Origin of the sequence: Stenotrophomonas beteli, assembly GCF_001431665.1 — a bacterium.
Classification (GTDB): Bacteria; Pseudomonadota; Gammaproteobacteria; order Xanthomonadales; family Xanthomonadaceae; genus Stenotrophomonas; species Stenotrophomonas beteli.
Map to the genome: position 1 here is coordinate 1 of NZ_LLXV01000064.1, position 18,459 is coordinate 18,459.

18 protein-coding genes are annotated in these 18,459 nt (G+C 68.0%); 9 read left to right on the forward strand and 9 right to left on the reverse strand.

Going from position 1 to position 18,459, the window contains the following annotated elements; translation table 11 throughout:
* Nucleotides 1-36 precede the first annotated feature (36 nt).
* Nucleotides 37-396, reverse strand: coding sequence for a DUF1428 domain-containing protein (locus ARC23_RS16595; RefSeq protein ID WP_057498218.1), 360 nt, complete (start codon nt 394-396; stop codon nt 37-39).
* Nucleotides 397-487: 91 nt separating this feature from the next.
* Complete coding sequence (locus ARC23_RS16600; RefSeq protein WP_057498219.1) at nt 488-2,893, reverse strand: S9 family peptidase; 2,406 nt, start codon at nt 2,891-2,893, stop codon at nt 488-490.
* A 210-nt stretch (nt 2,894-3,103) separates the two neighbouring features.
* On the opposite strand from ARC23_RS16600, the gene ARC23_RS16605 reads away from it, so the two are divergent.
* Complete coding sequence (locus tag ARC23_RS16605; RefSeq protein ID WP_021204739.1) at nt 3,104-3,676, forward strand: OmpO family porin; 573 nt, start codon at nt 3,104-3,106, stop codon at nt 3,674-3,676.
* 241 nt (nt 3,677-3,917) lie between these two features.
* Nucleotides 3,918-4,544, forward strand: coding sequence for a response regulator transcription factor (locus ARC23_RS16610; RefSeq protein ID WP_238985261.1), 627 nt, complete (start codon nt 3,918-3,920; stop codon nt 4,542-4,544).
* A 6-nt stretch (nt 4,545-4,550) separates the two neighbouring features.
* Here the strand turns inward: ARC23_RS16610 and ARC23_RS16615 are convergent, their stop codons facing one another.
* Nucleotides 4,551-4,940: a DUF6165 family protein gene (locus ARC23_RS16615; protein WP_026347234.1), complete on the reverse strand. Its 390-nt coding sequence runs from the start codon at nt 4,938-4,940 to the stop codon at nt 4,551-4,553.
* Nucleotides 4,941-5,118: 178 nt separating this feature from the next.
* Between ARC23_RS16615 and ARC23_RS16620 the strand changes: the two genes are divergently transcribed.
* Nucleotides 5,119-5,817: a TorF family putative porin gene (locus ARC23_RS16620; RefSeq protein ID WP_057498241.1), complete on the forward strand. Its 699-nt coding sequence runs from the start codon at nt 5,119-5,121 to the stop codon at nt 5,815-5,817.
* Here ARC23_RS16620 and ARC23_RS16625 read toward each other — a convergent pair.
* On the reverse strand, nt 5,814-7,007 hold the full coding sequence (locus tag ARC23_RS16625; RefSeq protein WP_057498221.1) for an MFS transporter: 1,194 nt from the start codon (nt 7,005-7,007) through the stop codon (nt 5,814-5,816). The two genes, ARC23_RS16620 and ARC23_RS16625, sit on opposite strands and share 4 nt — an antisense overlap.
* A 98-nt stretch (nt 7,008-7,105) precedes the next feature.
* Between ARC23_RS16625 and ARC23_RS16630 the strand changes: the two genes are divergently transcribed.
* A complete protein-coding gene (locus ARC23_RS16630; protein ID WP_057498222.1) occupies nt 7,106-7,993 on the forward strand; it encodes a LysR family transcriptional regulator in 888 nt (295 codons plus the stop codon).
* Here ARC23_RS16630 and ARC23_RS16635 read toward each other — a convergent pair.
* The gene (locus ARC23_RS16635) at nt 7,962-8,429 is read right to left on the reverse strand and encodes a YehS family protein (protein WP_057498223.1); all 468 of its coding nucleotides are present in this window, start codon (nt 8,427-8,429) and stop codon (nt 7,962-7,964) included. The genes ARC23_RS16630 and ARC23_RS16635 overlap by 32 nt on opposite strands.
* Before the next feature lie 84 nt (nt 8,430-8,513).
* On the opposite strand from ARC23_RS16635, the gene ARC23_RS16640 reads away from it, so the two are divergent.
* The gene (locus ARC23_RS16640) at nt 8,514-9,002 is read left to right on the forward strand and encodes a hypothetical protein (RefSeq protein WP_057498224.1); all 489 of its coding nucleotides are present in this window, start codon (nt 8,514-8,516) and stop codon (nt 9,000-9,002) included.
* Nucleotides 9,003-9,095: 93 nt separating this feature from the next.
* Nucleotides 9,096-9,848: an SDR family NAD(P)-dependent oxidoreductase gene (locus tag ARC23_RS16645; protein ID WP_057498225.1), complete on the forward strand. Its 753-nt coding sequence runs from the start codon at nt 9,096-9,098 to the stop codon at nt 9,846-9,848.
* A gap of 100 nt (nt 9,849-9,948) precedes the next feature.
* On the opposite strand, the gene ARC23_RS16650 is transcribed toward ARC23_RS16645, so the two are convergent.
* The 4 genes from ARC23_RS16650 to ARC23_RS16665 all read right to left on the reverse strand — a co-directional run bounded on the left by ARC23_RS16650 (nt 9,949) and on the right by ARC23_RS16665 (nt 14,067).
* Entirely contained in the window at nt 9,949-10,845 is an 897-nt protein-coding gene (locus tag ARC23_RS16650; RefSeq protein ID WP_057498226.1) for an SPOR domain-containing protein, read from the reverse strand.
* Nucleotides 10,846-10,866: 21 nt separating this feature from the next.
* A complete protein-coding gene (gene argS, locus ARC23_RS16655) occupies nt 10,867-12,555 on the reverse strand; it encodes an arginine--tRNA ligase (protein ID WP_057498227.1) in 1,689 nt (562 codons plus the stop codon).
* Between the two features lie 110 nt (nt 12,556-12,665).
* A complete protein-coding gene (radC, locus tag ARC23_RS16660) occupies nt 12,666-13,370 on the reverse strand; it encodes a RadC family protein (protein WP_057498242.1) in 705 nt (234 codons plus the stop codon).
* Between the two features lie 70 nt (nt 13,371-13,440).
* Nucleotides 13,441-14,067, reverse strand: a complete 627-nt coding sequence (locus ARC23_RS16665) for a response regulator (protein ID WP_057498228.1) — start codon at nt 14,065-14,067, stop codon at nt 13,441-13,443.
* Nucleotides 14,068-14,293: 226 nt separating this feature from the next.
* On the opposite strand from ARC23_RS16665, the gene coaBC reads away from it, so the two are divergent.
* From coaBC to ARC23_RS16680, 3 genes are read left to right on the forward strand one after another with little or no spacing between them, the layout of a single operon-like run.
* On the forward strand, nt 14,294-15,556 hold the full coding sequence (coaBC, locus tag ARC23_RS16670) for a bifunctional phosphopantothenoylcysteine decarboxylase/phosphopantothenate--cysteine ligase CoaBC (RefSeq protein ID WP_057498229.1): 1,263 nt from the start codon (nt 14,294-14,296) through the stop codon (nt 15,554-15,556).
* The gene (gene dut / locus ARC23_RS16675; RefSeq protein ID WP_005411999.1) at nt 15,553-16,026 is read left to right on the forward strand and encodes a dUTP diphosphatase; all 474 of its coding nucleotides are present in this window, start codon (nt 15,553-15,555) and stop codon (nt 16,024-16,026) included. Before coaBC ends, dut begins: the two co-directional genes overlap by 4 nt.
* A gap of 12 nt (nt 16,027-16,038) precedes the next feature.
* Nucleotides 16,039-18,384, forward strand: coding sequence for a phosphomannomutase/phosphoglucomutase (locus ARC23_RS16680; protein WP_057498230.1), 2,346 nt, complete (start codon nt 16,039-16,041; stop codon nt 18,382-18,384).
* Nucleotides 18,385-18,459 lie beyond the last annotated feature (75 nt).

Genomic DNA, 18,459 nt, shown 5'->3' on the forward strand with positions numbered 1-18,459 from the left:
ATCTATGAACTGACGCGCTGAGCACGTCCGCCCGGTTCAGCGCGTCAGTTCATAGATCGGCACGAAGCCGCCGTAGATCATCCGCGCGCCATCGAACGGCATCGGATTCGTCGCCGGATCAAACCTTGGGTCTTCCATCATCTTCTTCATGCCGGCGTCGCGGGTCGGCTTGTCCGGCCATTCGATCCAGGAAAACACCACCGTCTCGTCCGGCGTGGCTTTTACTGCGCCGAAAAAGTCGGTGGTCTTGCCGTGCGGTACGTCGTCACCCCAGCACTCGACCACGCGCAGCGCCCCGAACTCGATGAAAACCGGATCACCTGCGCGCGCGTGGGCGAGGAACTTCTCCTTGTTGGCGGTGGGCACCGCCAGGACGAAACCATCGATGTAGCTCATTGCCTGCCTCCGGATGGACCGTGCCGCATGCACGGCCTTCAAGTACCCGACGAACCAGGGCGTCGGGGATCGACATCCTGTGCGCGCCTGTTCAGCCCGGGCCACCGGGCAGCGGTGCCAGCACCGTATCCGGTGGCTGCTGGCCGGCCAGGTGGCGAACGAAGTAGTCCCACATGCGGTGCGTGTAGGTGGCGTCGTTGCGGAACAGTTCGTGGTCCTGCCGGGCCAGGTACAGCAGGTCGTAGCGGCGCTGGGCCTTGTTCAGGGCGGCGGCCAGCTGCAGGGTCAGCGCCGGTGGCGCGTTCTCGTCCAGTTCGCCATAGACCAGCAGCAGATGCCCGCGCAGGTTGCCGGCCAGTGCCGCATTGTCGAGCCCGGCAAAGGGCGCCGGCACGCCATCGGCCATGGCCGTAGCTGGCAGCACGCCACCGAACAGCCGGTCCATGCCGTGCAGGGCGCCGCCGTACATGCCCTGGAAATTGTGGCTGCCGGCCGAGGCCACGCCCACCTTGTAGAACGCCGGATAGCGCAGCACGGCGCGCGCTGCACTGTAGCCGCCGAACGAATGCCCGTAGATGCCGACCCGCTGCAGGTCGATGCCCGGGTAGCGTTCGCCCAGCTGGCGCAGCGCCGCCACATGGTCATCCAGCTGCACATCGGCGGCGTGCAGGAAGCTGCTGTCATGGAACGCCTTGTCGCGGCCACCGGTACCGCGCGCATCGATGCTGACCACCATGAAGCCGAGTTCGGCCAGGCTGGCGCGTGACACCGGGTTCAAGGCAGACACCGCCTCGGCGTAGGTCACCGGCGCATTGCTGATGAAGGAACCACCGTACATCGCGTCGATCACCGGGAAGCTGCCGTCATCGCGATAGTCACGGGGCAGGTAGACGGTGGCGAAGATCGGCGTGCGCCCATCGGCGGCCAGCAGCCGCTCGCGCCGTGGTGGACGCCAGCCGGCAGCAACGATCGCGCCGTCATCGGCTGTTTCCAGCACCATCACTTCACGGCCGTCATCGCTGGCCCGCAGCACGGTGCGTGGTGGCTGGTCGAGACGGGAAACGGTATCTACCAGATAGCCACCACCAGGCGACAGGGCCTGGGGCGCGCGCGCCCCGAACAGCGCGCCGGTACCGGCATCGGCCATGTGGTCGTTGCCATCGGCGGCCAGGCGCTGGACCGGGCCGCCCTGCAGCGATACCCGGTACAGGCCGCGCACGTAGGGGTCGCCACCGTCGACGCCACCGGCGCTGAAGTACGCCCAGCCACCCGCAGCGTCCACACCCAGCAGGTCACGCACCACCCATTTGCCGCGGGTGAGCTGGCGCAGCACCTTGCCATCGGACAGGCGCACCCGGTACAGATGGCCCCAGCCATCGCGCTGCGAGAACCACACGGCGGTGTCCTGCCCGGGCAGGATGGCCACCGCGGGCCGGTTGTAGGAATACACGTTGAGCTGCAGGCGAGTGTCGCTGGCTTCTTCCAGAACCGTACGCAATGCACCGCTGTTGGCATTGATCTCCACCAGGCGCAGCCTGCGCGGTGTGCCGAAGTGCGCGATCACGGCATACAACCGATCACCGTCCCAACCCAGGATGCCGGCCTCACTGAGCGTGTTCCAGCCCTCGGGCAGCACGATGTCATGCTGCCTGCCGCTGAGGATATCGATCACATACAGGCTGTCGCGGACCTGCTGTGCATCGCCCAGCACACCCAGCTTCACGGTATGCACGCGCGGCCGCGCGCTGTGGGTCGGGCTGCTTTCCAGATAGGGGTAGTCCTGCAGCGCGCGTTCGTCGTAGCGGATGCCGGCCACGTAGCGGCCATCGGGGGACCAGCTCACCGCGAACGGTCGTGCTGGCATCCTGCCCTGGCGACGTGGAATGCCGCGCAGGGTGAAGTCCGGCAGTACGCCATAGCCATGACCGGTTTCACCGCCGTGGGTCAGTACCTGCGGCGCCGTTCCTCCAGAGCGCTGCAGCCACAGGTTGTGATTGCGTACCTGCAGCCAGGCGTCAGCCCCGGGCGAAGGCAATGCATCGGCCGGCGGCGACGCCTGTTGCGCGGCCGTGCACTGCAGGCGTGGCCATTGGCAGTTGATCGCCGCCTCGCCGTTGAACTGCAGGCGCAGGCCATCATCCAGGACCTGCACGCGGTTCAAGCGCAGGCGTGGCCCACCGGCACCGAGAGGTGCAACTGCAGTGTCCAGCGCATCGGGTTCGAACAGGATCTGGCGCGTAGCCTGGACGGGATCGACCAGTACCGCCTGGCGCCGGCCCTGTGTGTCTTCGCGTTCGTACCAGAAGCGCCCATCGGCCAGCCAGTGGGGCAGGACCGAAGCATTGCGCAGCGCACCGCGCAGATGACTGTCATGCGCGCGTTCAGCGCGCTGGTAGTCAGCCGCCTGCAGCGCGTGCGCAGCGTGGATCGGGAACAGGGCCGCGCAGGCCAGGAGCGCGGCGCGAACAGGCATCAGCAGCGGATCGGAAACGTGCAAGGCAACCTCCTGTTGCAATCGACGACGAATCACAAATGCACGCGCGCCGCGCGCGTATGCCAGAGACAGCCTGAATCAAGGCAGAAAATTCAGCAATGCGAAGACCGCTGTTTTCAGGGAGCGTTGTGACGAATAACGGAGAATTTACATTCCCGATGCGATGGCGCCCTGGCGCTGCTGCACACCATAAGAAAGTAAAGGTGTACCCCCATGAAGAATTCGCTGATTGCTCTGGCCCTGGCCGCTGCCCTGCCGTTCACCGCTTCGGCTGCTGAGAACCTGTCGTACAACTACGCCGAAGCCGACTACGCCAAGACCGATATCGACGCGTTCAAGGCCGACGGCTGGGGCGTGAAGGGCTCGTACGGCTTCCTGCCGAATTTCCACGCTTTCGGTGACTACAGCCGCCAGGAAATCGACCACACCAACATCAAGCTGGACCAGTGGAAGATCGGTGCCGGCTACAACGTTGAAATCGCTCCGACCACCGACTTCGTTGCCCGCGTTGCTTACCAGAAGCGCGACCAGAAGCACGGCCTGGACTTCAACGGCTACAGCGCTGAAGCCGGTATCCGCACCGCCTTCGGTGCCCACGCCGAAGTCTACGGCATGGTCGGCTACGAAGATTTCTCGAAGAAGCACGGCATCAATCCGGAAGGCCAGTGGTACGGCCGCCTGGGTGGTCAGGTCAAGCTGAACCAGAACTGGGGCCTGAACGGCGAGCTGAAGATGAACCGCGACGGCGACAAGGAATACACCGTCGGCCCGCGCTTCAGCTGGTAAGTGCTTCCTCGGCGCGATTGCGCGCTGTAGATGCCTCGACAGGCCCGGCCCACGCCGGGCCTGTTGCGTTGTGACGATCCGAAACCGCAGCTGAGCATGTTCCGCTGCCCCTGCTGCGTTGCAATAAATTGGATTCCGCTGCTCCCGGCGCGGGCTTACGGTGGGCACTTCGCACCGTCGGATCCCTGTGATGCCGCCTGCCGTTCCCGCTCTGCCTCCCGATCGGCCCTGCCGCCTGGCAATGCTGGCGCCGCATCCCGTGCTGCGCCTGGGGGTGGAGGTGGTGCTTTGCCAGCACGGTGGCGTGCAGGTCTGTGGCAGCTTCACCCGTGAAGGCGATCTGCTTGATGTGCTGCAGCGCCAGCCGGATGGCATCGACCTGTTGCTGATCGACCTGGTGGCGCCATGCGGACCCGAACAGGGCCTGGCCCTGTTGCGGCTGTTGTCGCGGCGCTGGCCGCTGCTGCCGGTGCTGGTGCTGTCTGCGCACTGCAACGCCAGCACGGTGACCATGGCGATGCAGGCCGGCGCGCGCGGCTTCCTGTCCAAGGGAACCACGCCGGAGATGCTGCGGCGCGCAGTTGACGTACTGGCCCGTGGCGGCCGCTTCGTACCCCCGGAGTTGCGCACGCAGTTGAGCCGATCGCGCATGCGGCGCACACAGGCGCCGGTGCTCACGCCCTTGAGCCGACGCGAGCGCGAGGTGCTCCGGCTGGTCCTGCAGGGCTGCACCACCGGGGAGGTGGCGCGGCACTTCGGGCGCACGGCCAGCACGGTCAGCACGCAGAAGCGGACGGCCTACCAGAAGCTGGGCATCCACAGCGATGGTGAGCTGTTCCGCATCCGGCACCTGCTCGAATGCGGATAAGCCGGCTTATTCGCCCTGGTACTGCTTTTCTTCCACCAGGGCCGAACCGGCCACGCGGTTGATCTCGTTCTTCACCTGCACGCGCTCGCCATTGGTGCCATAGACACCGCGTGCCAGCTGGATGAAGGCATCGTCGAACACCTGGGCCGCTTCCTTGTCGCGCAGCTGGTCCTGGATGTCCCACATGCGCTCGTTGATCGCCTTCAGCTGCTGCTTCAGCACGGCCAGCGCCGGCTGTGCCTGCAGCTGCTGCTGCAGCAACGGCAGCAGGCCGTCCAGCTCGGTGCGCACGTTGCTCAGCTTGGCCGCATCGTCGATGCGCTCGGCCTTGATCTCGAGGATGGTGATCTTGTCGATCAGCTCGCCGATCGATACCGGGGTCAGGATGGCGTCCACGCGGTTGGTTCCTGGAAACAGGGCGCCATGATACCGCGCTGCTGGCATGTAGCTCCGATCCACGGGATTTACGCCGAATTTGCGCCACGGGCCCGGCAGCACCCTCGATCCGTTACGGCCACCGCCTCGACACTGCGTTCCCGGCGGCGTGACCGCCTTCGACGAGGAACACAGTGCAGTGAACAGCAAGGGGATGATGGCGGCGGTGGTGGCCGGCCTGGCAGGGCTGCTCGGGATCGGCAGCGCGCAGGCACGAGCGCAGGTCAGTGGCAGCGCGGCGTTGACCAGTGACTACGTGTGGCGTGGCAGCTCGCAGAGCGACGGCGACCCGGCTGTACAAGCGGGCGCGAAGGTTTCGATCCCATCGGGGTGGTACGCCAGCGTGTGGGGGTCCAACGTTTCGTTCAAGCCGGACAATGGTGCGCGCAGCGAGTTCGACCTGGTGGCAGGCTGGACCGGTGCATTGGCCCCGGACTGGACACTGGATGCCAACCTGACCCGCTACCTGTACCCGGGCACCGGCCGCGTGCTGGACTGGACCGAACTCAATACCACCGTGACCTGGAAGCAGCGCGCCTGGTTGCAGGTCGCGTATTCCAGCGATGCATTGGCCGGCGGCCATCGCGGCACCTATGCCCAGCTGGGTGTGCGTGTGCCACTGCATGAACGCTTGCGCCTGGAAGCGGCGGTCGGCCAGTACTGGCTGGCGACCGCGCAGGGTCCGGATTACCTGCATGGCCAGCTCAGTGCCATCGCCTCGCTGACCCCGGCCTGGGAACTGCGCGCCACCGTGCATGACACCGACAGCGCCGCCGAGCGCCTGTTCCCGGGCAATGCTGGCGGCCGCTGGGAACTGGCATTGCAGGGCAGCTTCTAGTCCGTCGCCGCAGCCTGGCGCGCGCGCAGCGCGCCGGGCAGCCACAGCAGCAGCGCCAGCACGGCCACGGCGGCACCGACCACGCACACCCCGCTCCAGCCGAAACGCGGATAGACCTGCGCCGACAGCAGCGAGCCCAGCGAGCCGCCGATGAAGTAGCCGGTCATGTAGCCGGCATTGAGCCGGTTGCGTGCCGCAGGCTGCAACGCATAGATCAGGTTCTGGTTGCTGACATGCAGCAGCTGCGCGGCCAGGTCCAGCACCACCACGCCCACCAGCAGCGCCAGCAGGGAATGGGTGGACAGCCCCAGCGGCAGCCACGACACCAGCAGCAGCACCAGCGCGATGGCCGTGGCACGCCCGCTCTGGCCGCGGTCGGACATGCGCCCGGCCAGTCCGGCGGCCAGCGTGCCGGCCGCGCCGACCAGCCCGAACAGGCCGATGGTGGCGTCGCTGTAAGCATACGGTGGCTGTGCCAGCAGGAACGCGAGCGGGGTCCAGAAGATCGCGAACATGGCAAAGCTGCAGGCGCCCAGCAGCGTGCGCTGGCGCAGCACCGGTTCCTGCACGAACAGCACGCCGATCGAGCGCAGCAATGCGAAATAGCCGAGGCCGGCGCTGTGGTGGAATCGCGGCAGGCCGCGCTGCAACGCCAGTGCGGTCAGCACCAGGGTGGCAGCGGCGATCGCATACACCAGGCGCCAGTCGCCCAGGCTTGAAAGCAGGCCAGCCACGGTGCGGGCCAGCAGGATGCCCAGCAGCAGCCCGCTCATCAGCGTGCCGACCACGCGACCACGATGCTCCGGCGCGGCCAGCGTGGCGGCGAACGGCACCAGCACCTGCGCCACCACCGAGAACAGGCCGGTGATCGCGGTGCCCACCAGCAACCAGGCCAGTGACGGTGCGCAGGCACTGATCACCAGGCCGCCCGCCGACAGCAGGCTCATCACCACGATCAGGCGGCGGCGCTCGAACAGGTCGCCCAGCGGCACCAGCAGGATCAAGCCGGCGGCATAGCTCAGCTGCGCGGCGGTAACGACCATGCCGACCTCGCCGAACGGCACGCCGAAGGCGTCGGCGATGGTGTGCAGCAGCGGTTGCGCATAGTAGTTGCTGGCCACGGCCACGCCGGTGGCGACCGACATCAGCAGCACCTGCCAGCGGTGCAGAGAGGGGGGGGACGGGCTCATGCGGTGTTCCAGGAAGCAGGGTGCACAGTGTCGGCCTGCTGCGGTCATGATGGAAATGAATCATCATCATCCGTGCCATCTGAAAACAAGATAGTTGGATGAACCTCAAACAGCTCGAATTCGCCGTGGCGCTGGCCGAAGAGGGCAATTTCACCCGTGCCGCCGAACGCTGCCATGTGGTGCAGTCCGCGCTCAGCCATCAGATCGCCCACCTGGAGCAGGAACTGGGCGCGCCGCTGTTCGAGCGCCTGCCGCGCCAGGTGCGCGCCACCGCCGCCGGGGAGGTGCTGCTGGTGCACGCCCGCCAGGTGCTGGCCAGCCTGCGTCACCTGCGTGCCGACGTGGCCGCGGTCAGCGGTGAAGTGCGTGGCCTGCTGGCCGTCGGGCAGATTTCCTCACTCACCGGCATCGACGTGGTGGCGATGCTGGCGGCCTTCCAGCAGCTGCACCCGCAGGTGGAGTTCCAGCTGCGGGTGGACAAGAGCGAAGACCTGATCGCACAGGTGCAATCGCGCGCGCTGGACGTGGCGCTGGTCGGGCTGGCGCCCTCGGCGGCGCTGGAGGGCGTCTGTCACCAGACGCTGCAGGAGGAAGACCTGGTGGCGGTGCTGTCCCCGTCGCACCGGCTGGCGCGGCGCAGGCGGCTGCCCTTGACCGATCTGCAGGACGTGGCGCTGGTCGACTTCCCACGCGGTACCGGTGCGCGCCGACAGACCGACGATGCCTTCGCTGCCGCCGGCCTGCCGCACACGGTGCGCTTCGAGGTCAACCTGATGGAACTGGTCGAGCGCTTCGTCCGCCATGGGCTCGCGGTTGGCATCGTGCCGGCGCTGATCGCCGACGGCTTCGAAGGCGTGGTGCAGATTCCGCTGCAGCCGACCCCGACCCGCCGCGTGCACCTGGTCTGGCAGCGGTTGCCGACGCCGGCGGCACGGGCCTTCGTCGAGGCCGTGCTCAGCCGCGCAGGCGCAGGCTCAGGCCCTTGAGGAAGTTGCGCAGCATCTGGTCCAGGCAGCGCCGGTAGTTGGCGTGGCCGGGCTGGCGGAACAGCGCGCCGACTTCCGACTTGGAAACATTGAAACCAGCGCTGGCGAAGATCTCCATCAGGTCCACGTCGCGCAGCTGGAACGCCACCCGAAGCTTCTTCAGCACCAGGTTGTTGTCGATCCGGGTTTCCACCGCACGCGGCGGCTGGCTCTCGTCGCGGCCACGCAGGTGCACGATGAGCCCGTCGAGGAAGTGCGCCAGGGCACGGTCGTTCATCGCCTCGAAACCGGCTTCGTCCTCGCGGCGCAGCCAGGCCTTCACCTGTTCAGGATCCACGGCGAAGGCCGGGTCGGCCATCCGGCACAGGGTCACCACGTGCTGGTCGCCCAGGTCCAGGGAGTAGCGCACGCTGCGCAGGACATCGTTGTTGATCATGGTCCAATTGTACCGGCCCCTGGCGTGTCACCGGGCTGTCATCGAACTGCAGCATCGTGAGCTCTCGTTCGCTGAGACCCTTGCATGCGCCGGTATCTGTTTTCCGCACTGCTGCTCGCCAGCAGCTTCCCTGCCTTCGCCCAGGACCGCTTCGTACCCGTCGAGCGGCGCCTCAGTGCCTCCCAACTGGCCGAAGTCGGGCTCAGTCAAGCGCAGTTGCAGGTGTTGAACCGGGTACTGCGCGAGGCAGAGAGCGCGGCCACCGCGTCAACGGCAGCAGTGGCCCCGGTCGCTGCGCCGCTGCCTGCCAATGTGCCGGCACCGGCAGCCATGCATCTGGGCCTGGAAGAAGGACCGGTCAGTGCACATGTGGTCGGAGAGGTCGCAGGCTGGCAACCTGGCACGCTGTTCACCCTTGATAACGGCCAGCAATGGCAGGTGATGAAAGGGCAGATGAAGCTGCGCAAGGTACTGCAGTCGCCGCAGATCGCCGTTGTGCCAGGAATTGCCGGGCGCTGGTTCCTGCAGGTCGACGAAGACCTGCCCAAGGCCCGGGTATTCCGCGTGCGCTGAGCCGCGCCCGTCTGTGGTCAGCCGGCATCGGCAACACCGGCGCCGGCCGAGGGTGCCAGAATGGGGGTCTGGTTTCCGCCCTGGAGTTGCTTGATGACCCGCACTGTCCTGATTACCGGCGCCACGTCCGGCTTCGGCGCCGCCGCCGTCCACCGCTTCGCCCAGGCCGGCTGGAAGGTGATTGCCACCGGCCGCCGCAGCGAGCGCCTGCAGCCCTTGGTCGACCGTTATGGCAAGGACGTGGTGCACGCCGCCGCCTTCGACATCCGCGATGCGGTGGCGATGGAAGCGGCGCTGCTGGCGCTGCCGCCGGCCTTCGGCGAGATCGATCTGCTGGTCAACAATGCCGGGCTGGCGCAGGGCACCGCACCGGCGCAGGGCGCGAAGCTGTCGGACTGGACCACCATGATCGACACCAACATCACCGCACTGGTGACCCTGACCCACCGCCTGCTGCCGCAGTTGGTGGAGCGTCGCGGCGCGATCATCAACATCTCCTCGGTGGCCGGCGTCTACCCGTACCCGGGCGGCAATGCCTACGGCGGTACCAAGGCGTTCGTCAGCCAGTTCTCGCTGGGCCTGCGTTCGGACCTGCATGGCACCGGCGTACGCGTGACCACGATCGAACCGGGCATGGCCGAGACCGAATTCACCGTGGTGCGCACCCATGGCGACCAGAGCGCGTCGGACAAGCTCTACAGCGGCGCCAACCCGATGACCGCCGAGGACATCGCCGAGCAGATCTTCTGGGTGGCCACGCTGCCGCCGCACCTGAACATCAATCGCCTGGAACTGATGCCGGTCAGCCAGTCGTTCGCCGGCTTCCAGGTGGCCCGCGAGGGGTGACCGGAGTTGTATCGCCTTTTGTAGAGTCGAGCATGGCTCGACTCTACAGAAACAAAAAAGCCGGGCAATGCCCGGCTTTTTTTCATTCACACCCGCAGGCTCACTGTGCCTTGATCGCCATCGCCTGCAGGCCGGTGCCATCCAGCTTCTGCTTGGCTTCGGACAACTCGCCGGCCGTGCCATAGGGCCCCATGCGCACGCGGTACACGGTCCTGCCGTTGATCTGTGCCGATTCCACGCGTGCCGCAAGACCCATCATCGCCAGTTTGGCCTTGGTGGCTTCAGCATCGCCGGAGGCACCGAAGGCGCCGGCCTGCAGGATGTAGCGGGCATTGTCCGCAGCGGACGCGGTGCTGGCCGCGGCCGGCGCGCTGTCCGTGCGCGGCGCCGGGGGGGCCGCGGCGGTGCTGGTCGCCGCGGGCGCGGTGCTGGCAGGCGGCGTGGCCGCCGCCGGGCGTTCACTCAGCGGTGCCGGCAACGGCCGGCTGGTCGCGGTCACCGGCGCGGTACTGGCCACGCTGGCGGTGGCCGCAGGCGACGGCGCGGGGGCAGGGGCTGCAGCCGGCGGCACCGGCTTGCCTTCCAGTGCAGCCTGCGCGCGCTGCGCCTCGGCCTTGGCCCGACGCTGGTCCTCGGCGCGCGCGCTGGCGGCCAGTTCAGCGTCGGACATCTCCACTTCCTTGCCCGGCAGCAGGGTGTAGAAGTCGTACTGGGTGGCGGCCGGCTTTTCCGCTTCGGCGGGCTTGGCCGTGGCCGGCTGCGCGGCCGGCTCGCTGCCGACTTCGCTGTCGGCATCGGCGACCGGGGCCGGTTGCGCATTCGGGTTCGGCTGCGGACCGGCGCGCAGGAAACCATCGCCTTCGCCCTTGAACAGGTTCGGCGCCGCCAGGAACACCACAGCAGCGATCGCCACACCGGCCACCAGCCACACCCATCCGGGGGTGCCCTGGCTGCCGCTGTTGCGTCGTGCCTGGCTTTTGCCGCGTCGTGCTGCCATGTGTACTGCGTCTCCTGATGCTTACATTTTTTCCGGGGCGCTGACGCCCAGGAGGTCGAGGCCGTTGGCCAGCACCTGGCGCGCCGCGCAGGCCAGGGTCAGCTTGGCATTGCGATCGGCGGCGTCATCCACCAGTACCGGCGTCCCGTGATACCACGTGTGGAACGCGTGTGCCAATTCACGCAGGTACTGCGCCACCAGGTGCGGCTCCAGCGCCACGCCGGCCGCTTCCACCACTTCCGGATACCGCGAGATTTCGTTCATCAACGCCAGCGAGGCGTCGTCGCCCAGGCGGGCGAGGTTGGCCAGGCCGTTGCCCTGTTCGTACACCAGGCCCTTCTCCTGCGCCTGGCGCAACAGGCTGCACACGCGCGCGTGCGCGTACTGCACATAGAACACCGGGTTGTCGTTGCTCTGCTGGCGGGCCAGGTCGATGTCGAAGGTCAGCTGCGAATCGGGCTTGCGCGCGATCAGGAACCAACGGGTGGCATCGCGGCCGGCTTCTTCGATCAGGTCGCGCAGGGTGAAGTAGCTGCCGGCACGCTTGGACAGCTTCACTTCCTCGCCGCCACGCATGACGGTGACCATCTGGTGCAGCACGTATTCCGGCCAGCCCTGCGGGATGCCCACTTCCATGGCCTGCAGGCCGGCGCGCACGCGGGCCAGCGAACCGTGGTGGTCGGCGCCCAGCTCGGTGATCGCGCGCTCATAGCCGCGCTGCCACTTGGACAGGTGGTAGGCCACGTCCGGCACGAAGTAGGTGAAGGTGCCATCGGACTTGCGCATCACGCGGTCCTTGTCGTCACCGAAGTCGGTGCTGCGCAGCCACAGCGCACCGCCTTCCTCGTAGGTGTGGCCGGACGCCTGCAGCTTGGCCACGGCTTCGGCCACCTTGCCGTCGGCGTACAGCGAGCTTTCCAGGAAGTAGATGTCGAAGTCGACACCGAACGCAGCCAGGTCCAGGTTCTGCTCGTTGCGCAGGTAGGCCACAGCGAAGCGACGGATCGCCTGCATGTCGTCCGGGTCCTTGGCGCCGACCACCAGGGTGCCTTCCAGGTCGACGCTGGCGCCGGCCATGTAGGCGCGGGCGACATCGGCGATGTATTCACCGCGGTAGCCGCCTTCCGGCCAGCCGTCCTGGTCGGGGGTAATGCCCTTCACGCGGGCCTGCACCGACAGCGCCAGGTTCTCGATCTGCACACCGGCGTCGTTGTAGTAGAACTCGCGCTTGGCGTTCCAGCCGTTGGCATCGAGCACGCGCGCCACGCAGTCGCCGATCGCCGCGGCGCGGCCATGGCCGACGTGCAGCGGACCGGTCGGGTTGGCCGACACATACTCCACACCCACCGTGCGGCCATTGCCGGACAGGTTGCGGCCGTAGTCGTGGCCTTCCTTGATGACCGAAGCGGCTTCGCGCTGGTACGCGGCCGGGGCCAGGTGGAAATTGATGAAGCCCGGTCCGGCGATCTCGACCTTGCTGACGTCCTCGCTGCGCGGCAGCGCCTCGACCAGCGCCTGGGCCAGCGCGCGTGGATTGCTGCGCGCGGCCTTGGCCAGCAGCATCGCGGCGTTGGTGGCGAAGTCGCCATGGTCGCGGGTCTTCGGGCGCTCGACCACGAAGTCCGGCGGCAGGGAGTCGGCGGGCAGGGTGCCATTGGCGCGCAAGGCTTCGATGCCTTGGCTGATCAGGGCGCGGAGGAGATTTTTCACGAGGCCTGCTGTGAGAATGAGCGGCGGAATCGCCCATTTTAGCGCAGATACCCGCAGCCACGCTGAGCCCTGCCTGCCTGGCGGGGGCGGCGGCCCGTACCCGGCCCCGCTCAGCCGAACAGACGCGGTTGTGGCTGGGCCAGCAGTCCTCGTTCAGCAAACGAAACGGGCCGCCCCTCGCCCACCACGAAGTGGTCCAGCAGGCGCACGTCCACCAGCGCCAGCGCCTGTTGCAGCTCGTCGGTGATGCGGGTGTCGGCACTGGAGGGTTCCGGATCGCCGGACGGGTGGTTGTGGCTGAGGATCACCGCTGCGGCATTGTGCAGCAGGGCCCGCCGTACCACCTCGCGCGGGTACACCGGGGCCGCGTTGATGGTGCCCTGGAACAGTTCCTCGCAGGCGATCAGGCGGTGCCGGTTGTCCAGGAACAGCACCATGAAGATCTCCCGGGACTGGCCGCGCAGCCGGTGCTGCAGATAGCGGCCGACGGCGACCGGGTTGTTGCCGACGGGCTCGCCCTGCTGCAGCTCGGCGGTCAGGTAGCGGTGGGCCAGCTCCAGGCCGGCCGCCAGCGTGCAGCTGCGCGCCGGGCCCAGGCCGGGCAGCCGCGCCAGGTCGCGGGCCGGACGGTCCAGCAGCTTCCGCAACGGGCCATGCGCGGCGAGCAGATCGCGCGCGGTGTGCACGGCGTCGCGGCCGCCGAACCCGGAGCCGAGGAACAGTGCCAGCAGTTCAGCATCGGACAGCAGGGCAGCGCCATGCGCGAGCAGTTTCTCGCGGGGACGTTCCTGTTCGGGCCAGTCGTGGATGGGCATGCGTTGATCATCATCGGCGCCGTCGCGGCCTCCCATCGGTACACCCCGTGCGCGCGCGTCGGCCAAAGCCTCAATCGCGCCGGCGCTGCAGGTAGGCGAACAGTTCCTGGTTGGTCTGCAGGCCCAGCTTGCGCTTGGCTTCGGCCTTCTGCCGGCTGATCGTCTTCGGGCTGCGGCCGCAATGGGCCGCGATCGCATTGACCTTCAGACCGGCCGCCAGCAGGTCCAGGACTTCCTGCTCGCGCGCCGACAGCGCCGACGGTTCGCGCGCGAACATCAGGTCGCGCGCTTCAAGGTGGTGGCGCAGTTGTGGCGAAACGAAGACCTGGCCGGCCATCGCCGCGTTCAGCGCCTGTGGCAGCTGGCCGAAATCGGCGCATTTGTCGACCAGGCCACCTACGCCGTCGCGCAGCAGGCCATCAAGCAGGCCCGGATGGCGCGCGCCGGTCAGCACCACGACCGGCAGCGCCGGGTGGCGCGCCCGCAGTTCTCCGATCAGCTCGGGGCCATCCGGGCCGGTGCCGGGCATGGACAGGTCGGTCAGCACGGCGTCGCAGGCTTCGCGCTCCAGCAACTGCAGCAGCCCGGCACCCTCACGCGCGGCGCCGACCACGTTCATCAGATGGGCCTGCAGCACGATGCGGATACCGTGCAGGACGACGGGGTGGTCGTCGGCGATGATGATGCGCGGTTGCACGTGGGATCCTCGGAAGGCGAAGCGGCGCACCAGCGGTGGCCATCGACGATTCTGCAAAGGTGATCGGCCTACAGGTATAGGAAAGTTCCGAATCGCACGGTTCCGGGTGCAGAAATTGTCGTAGTGCAAGTTCCATCTGCTGATAGCTGCCGGCTATGTGTGCCCTGCATCGGGACACTACCGGCCATCGGGTAAGCTAGCGCCCTCGTTTGCACAGGAAATCCAGGTGGCTGACTCCCCCAACGCTTCCCCGGCGCCGGCCCGCGCGCTGGAAGGCCAGAAACTGCTGTTGTGCGTCGGAGGCGGGATCGCGGCCTACAAGGCCCTGGAGCTGGTGCGGCGGCTGCGCGACGCCGGCGCCCAGGTACAGGTGGCGATGACCGCAGGTGCCCAGCAGTTCGTCACCCCGCTCAGCTTCCAGGCCCTGTCCGGGCAGCCGACCCGCACCACGCTGTGGGACAGTGCCGCCGAGCAGGCCATGGGCCATATCGAGCTGGCGCGCTGGGCCGACCGTATCGTGGTCGCCCCGGGCACCGCCGATCTGCTCGCGCGGCTGGCCCAGGGCCATGCCGATGACCTGGTCAGCACGCTGTGCCTGGCCAGCACCGCACCGCTGACGATCTGCCCGGCGATGAACCATCGCATGTGGCTGCATCCGGCCACCCAGGCCAACATCGGCCTGTTGCGCCAGCGCGGCGCGCAGGTGATCGGCCCGGTCGACGGCCCGCTGGCCGAAGGTGAATCCGGGCCCGGCCGCTTGGCTGAACCGGGTGACATCGTGGCCGCGCTTGCCGCCAATGGCCGCGGGGCCACCAACGTTGCCGCGCCGGAAACCCGCGCGCTGCACGGCCTGCGGCTGCTGATCAGCGCCGGCCCGACCTACGAAGATCTCGACCCGGTGCGCTACGTCGGCAACCGCAGCAGCGGCAAGATGGGGTTCGCCCTGGCCGCCGCCGCTGCCGCGATGGGCGCACAGGTGGTGCTGGTCAGTGGCCCGGTGCAACTGCCCACGCCGCCCGGCGTGCAGCGCATCGATGTGCGCTCGGCCGCGCAGATGCGCGATGCCGTGCTGCAGTCGCTGCCGGCCGACATCTACATCGGTGCAGCGGCGGTGTCGGACTACACGCCGCGCCAGGTGGCCACGCAGAAGCTGAAGAAGACCGCCGACAGCCAATCGCTGGTGATTGAACTGGTGCGTACGCCGGACATCCTTGCCGAAGTCGCCGCGCAGACCCAGTCGCTGAAGCTGGTGGTGGGCTTTGCCGCCGAGACCCACGACGTGGAGAAATATGCCCGTGGCAAGCTGGTCGACAAGCGCCTGGACCTGGTGATCGCCAACCAGGTCGGGATCAGCGGCGGCGGTTTCGAGAGCGACAACAATGCCGCCACTGCCTTCTGGCAGGACGGTGAACAGGTTTTCCCGGCCACCTCCAAGCGCGAGCTGGCCGAACAACTGCTGGCGCTGATCGCGCGGAGACTCCAGGCATGACCCAGGCTTTCACTTCTCAACCCCTGCAGGTCAAGCTGCTCGACCCACGTTTCGGCGACAGCTGGCCGTTGCCGGCCTACGCCACCGAAGCCAGCGCCGGCATGGACCTGCGTGCGGCGCTGGACACTGCGCTGACCCTGCAACCCGGCGACACCGCGCTGGTGCCCAGTGGCTTGGCCATCCATATTGCCGACCCGCACCTGTGCGCGGTCATCCTGCCGCGTTCCGGGCTCGGCCACCGCCACGGCATCGTGCTCGGCAACGGCACCGGCCTGATCGATGCCGATTACCAGGGGCCGCTGCTGATCAGCGTCTGGAACCGTGGCCGCGAAGCCTTCACCATCGAGCCGGGTGATCGCATCGCCCAGCTTGTGGTCGTGCCGATTGCCCGCGTCAGCCTGCAGGTGGTGGATACTTTCACCGACAGCGTGCGGGGCACGGGTGGATTCGGCCATACCGGGGTGCGTTGACAGGGGACATCGATGAGCGGCATCGGGGAAGGACAGCGGGGACGGTCATTGGGGCGCAGCGCTCCCCTTCTGGGGGTGTTGCTGGTCCTGCTGGCAGGCTGGTTCGGCTGGAGTGCGGTGCAGCAGTGGCGCCAGGAGGCCAACGGCCAGGCGCTGGAACAGGCGCGTGACCAGGCCGTGCAGGGGCTGCAGCAGGCCGCCGCCGGCCAGGTGCAGCAGCTGCAGCAGCACCTGAACAACGATCGCGTGCAGCAGGCGCTGCAGGCCGGTGACGCGGCCGCCGCTGCCCTGGCCGTGCGCGAGAGCTGGACCGGCGTGGAACAGGTGGAGGTGCTGACCGCCGACCTGGCGACCGCCTATGCCGATCCGGCGGTCTTCGGTTATGCCCGCCTGGCGCTGCTGGAGGCCGCGCTGGCCGAAGGCAAGCCGGGCGTACGGGTGGTCCGCGACGGCGGTGGCAACCGGCTGGGCCTGGCCGCGCCGGTACAGCTGGGCAACCTCGGCCCGGCCGTGGTGTATGTACGCCAGCCGCTGCTGCGGCTGACCTCGGCGCTGGACCAGGTGAGTGCGCCGTCCAGCGGTTTCCTCGGTCTGCGCCAGGGCGTGCGCGACCTGGTCAGCCAAGGCAATGCCAGCCTGGCCGAAGGTGCCGAAGCACTGGCGCGTCCCATTCCGGGAACGCCGCTGCGGCTGGCCGCGTCGGTGCCCAGCGTCGAGGCCGGGCCACTGGGCCTGGGCGCGCTGGCCAGCGCCATCGTTGCCCTGTTGCTGGCGTTCATCGCCGTGCTGCTGGTGGTGGGGCGTCATCGCTTGCCGGCGTCGTTGCCACTGACGCGCCGCGCCTCGGCGGTCGAGGCCGACCTGGGCCCGACACTGAGCGAAAGCCTGCAGCAGTCTCCGCCGCCGGTGGCCAGCACGGTCAACCGTGATGCCACCCCGCCGCCGCCACCGCCGGTGCCGGCTGAAGAGCTGGCGGCCGGAATCTTCCGTGCCTACGACATCCGCGGCGTGACCGGCAGCGAACTGACGCCCAGGACCGCCGCACTGATCGGCCAGGCCATTGGCACCGTGGCGCTGGAACAGGGGCTGCGCGAGGTGGTGATCGGTCGCGACGGCCGCCTGTCCGGCCCGGAACTGGCGGCGGGACTGGCCGAGGGCCTGCGCCGCGCCGGTTGTGCGGTGATCGACATCGGCCTGGCGCCGACGCCGGTGGTGTACTACGCCGCCTTCCACCTGCGTACCGGCACCTGCGTGGCGGTGACCGGCAGCCACAACCCGCCCGAGTACAACGGCTTCAAGGTGGTCATCGGCGGCGAGACGCTGTCCGGCGATGCCATCACCGATCTCTACGCGCGCATCGTCGAGGGCCGCCTGGTGCAGGCCGCCGAGCCGGGCGACTACCAGCAGCGCGATGTCAGCACCGACTACATCCAGCGCATTGCCGATGACGTGCAGCTGGATCGTCCGCTGAAGGTCGTGGCCGATGCAGGCAACGGTGTGGCCGGTGCACTGGCGCCGCAGCTGCTGGAGGCGATCGGTGCCGAAGTCATTCCGCTTTACTGCGATGTCGACGGCACCTTCCCCAACCATCACCCCGACCCGAGCGAACCGGCCAACCTGGAAGACCTGGTGCAGACGGTCAAGCGCTTCGGCGCCGACCTTGGCGTGGCCTTCGATGGCGATGGCGACCGGCTGGGCGTGGTGACCGGCGAAGGGAAGATCATCTACGCCGATCGCCTGCTGATGCTGTTTGCTGCCGATGTGCTGATGCGCAATCCCGGTGCGATGGTGATCTACGATGTGAAATGCACCGGCAAGCTGTCCGACCATGTACTGCGCAATGGCGGCAGCCCGTTGATGTGGAAGACCGGGCATTCGTTGATGAAGGCCAAGATGCGCGAGACCGATGCGGAGCTGGCCGGCGAGATGAGCGGCCACTTCTTCTTCAAGGAACGCTGGTTCGGCTTCGACGATGGCCTGTACGCGGCCGCACGCCTGCTGGAGATCCTGGCCCAGCGCGAGGAAACCCCGGACGAGGTGCTGGCCGAGCTGCCGGAGACGGTGGCGACGCCGGAACTGAAGGTGCCGGTCGCCGAAGGGACGCCGCATGCACTGGTGGCGATGCTGGTGGCGGCTGCGCAATCGCCGGACAACCCCTACGTGGGCGGCCGGCTGTCGACCATCGACGGCCTGCGTGTGGACTTCCCCGATGGCTGGGGGCTGGTGCGTGCCTCCAACACCACGCCGGTGCTGGTGCTGCGCTTTGAGGGCAGCGACGAGGCCGCGCTGGAACGCGTCCAGGCGCTGTTCCGCAGCCAGCTGCAACCGGTGCTGGGCGACACCCCGCTGGGGTTCTGAGGTCGGGCCGGGCTGCGCCCGGCACCCGCCGGAGCAACTTCAACGTCAACGTCAAAGGCCGGCTATCCGTGGGAT

Bases quoted from the DNA above. Each gene is read 5' to 3' on its own strand.
- ARC23_RS16640 (WP_057498224.1), top strand. From the start codon at position 8,514: ATGCGCCGGTATCTGTTTTCCGCACTGCTGCTCGCCAGCAGCTTCCCT.
- ARC23_RS16680 (WP_057498230.1), top strand. From the start codon at position 16,039: ATGAGCGGCATCGGGGAAGGACAGCGGGGACGGTCATTGGGGCGCAGC.
- ARC23_RS16630 (WP_057498222.1), top strand. From the start codon at position 7,106: ATGAACCTCAAACAGCTCGAATTCGCCGTGGCGCTGGCCGAAGAGGGC.
- ARC23_RS16605 (WP_021204739.1), top strand. From the start codon at position 3,104: ATGAAGAATTCGCTGATTGCTCTGGCCCTGGCCGCTGCCCTGCCGTTC.
- ARC23_RS16595 (WP_057498218.1), bottom strand. From the start codon at position 396: ATGAGCTACATCGATGGTTTCGTCCTGGCGGTGCCCACCGCCAACAAG.
- dut (WP_005411999.1), top strand. From the start codon at position 15,553: ATGACCCAGGCTTTCACTTCTCAACCCCTGCAGGTCAAGCTGCTCGAC.
- radC (WP_057498242.1), bottom strand. From the start codon at position 13,370: ATGCCCATCCACGACTGGCCCGAACAGGAACGTCCCCGCGAGAAACTG.
- ARC23_RS16645 (WP_057498225.1), top strand. From the start codon at position 9,096: ATGACCCGCACTGTCCTGATTACCGGCGCCACGTCCGGCTTCGGCGCC.
- ARC23_RS16635 (WP_057498223.1), bottom strand. From the start codon at position 8,429: ATGATCAACAACGATGTCCTGCGCAGCGTGCGCTACTCCCTGGACCTG.
- ARC23_RS16610 (WP_238985261.1), top strand. From the start codon at position 3,918: ATGCTGGCGCCGCATCCCGTGCTGCGCCTGGGGGTGGAGGTGGTGCTT.
- ARC23_RS16625 (WP_057498221.1), bottom strand. From the start codon at position 7,007: ATGAGCCCGTCCCCCCCCTCTCTGCACCGCTGGCAGGTGCTGCTGATG.
- ARC23_RS16650 (WP_057498226.1), bottom strand. From the start codon at position 10,845: ATGGCAGCACGACGCGGCAAAAGCCAGGCACGACGCAACAGCGGCAGC.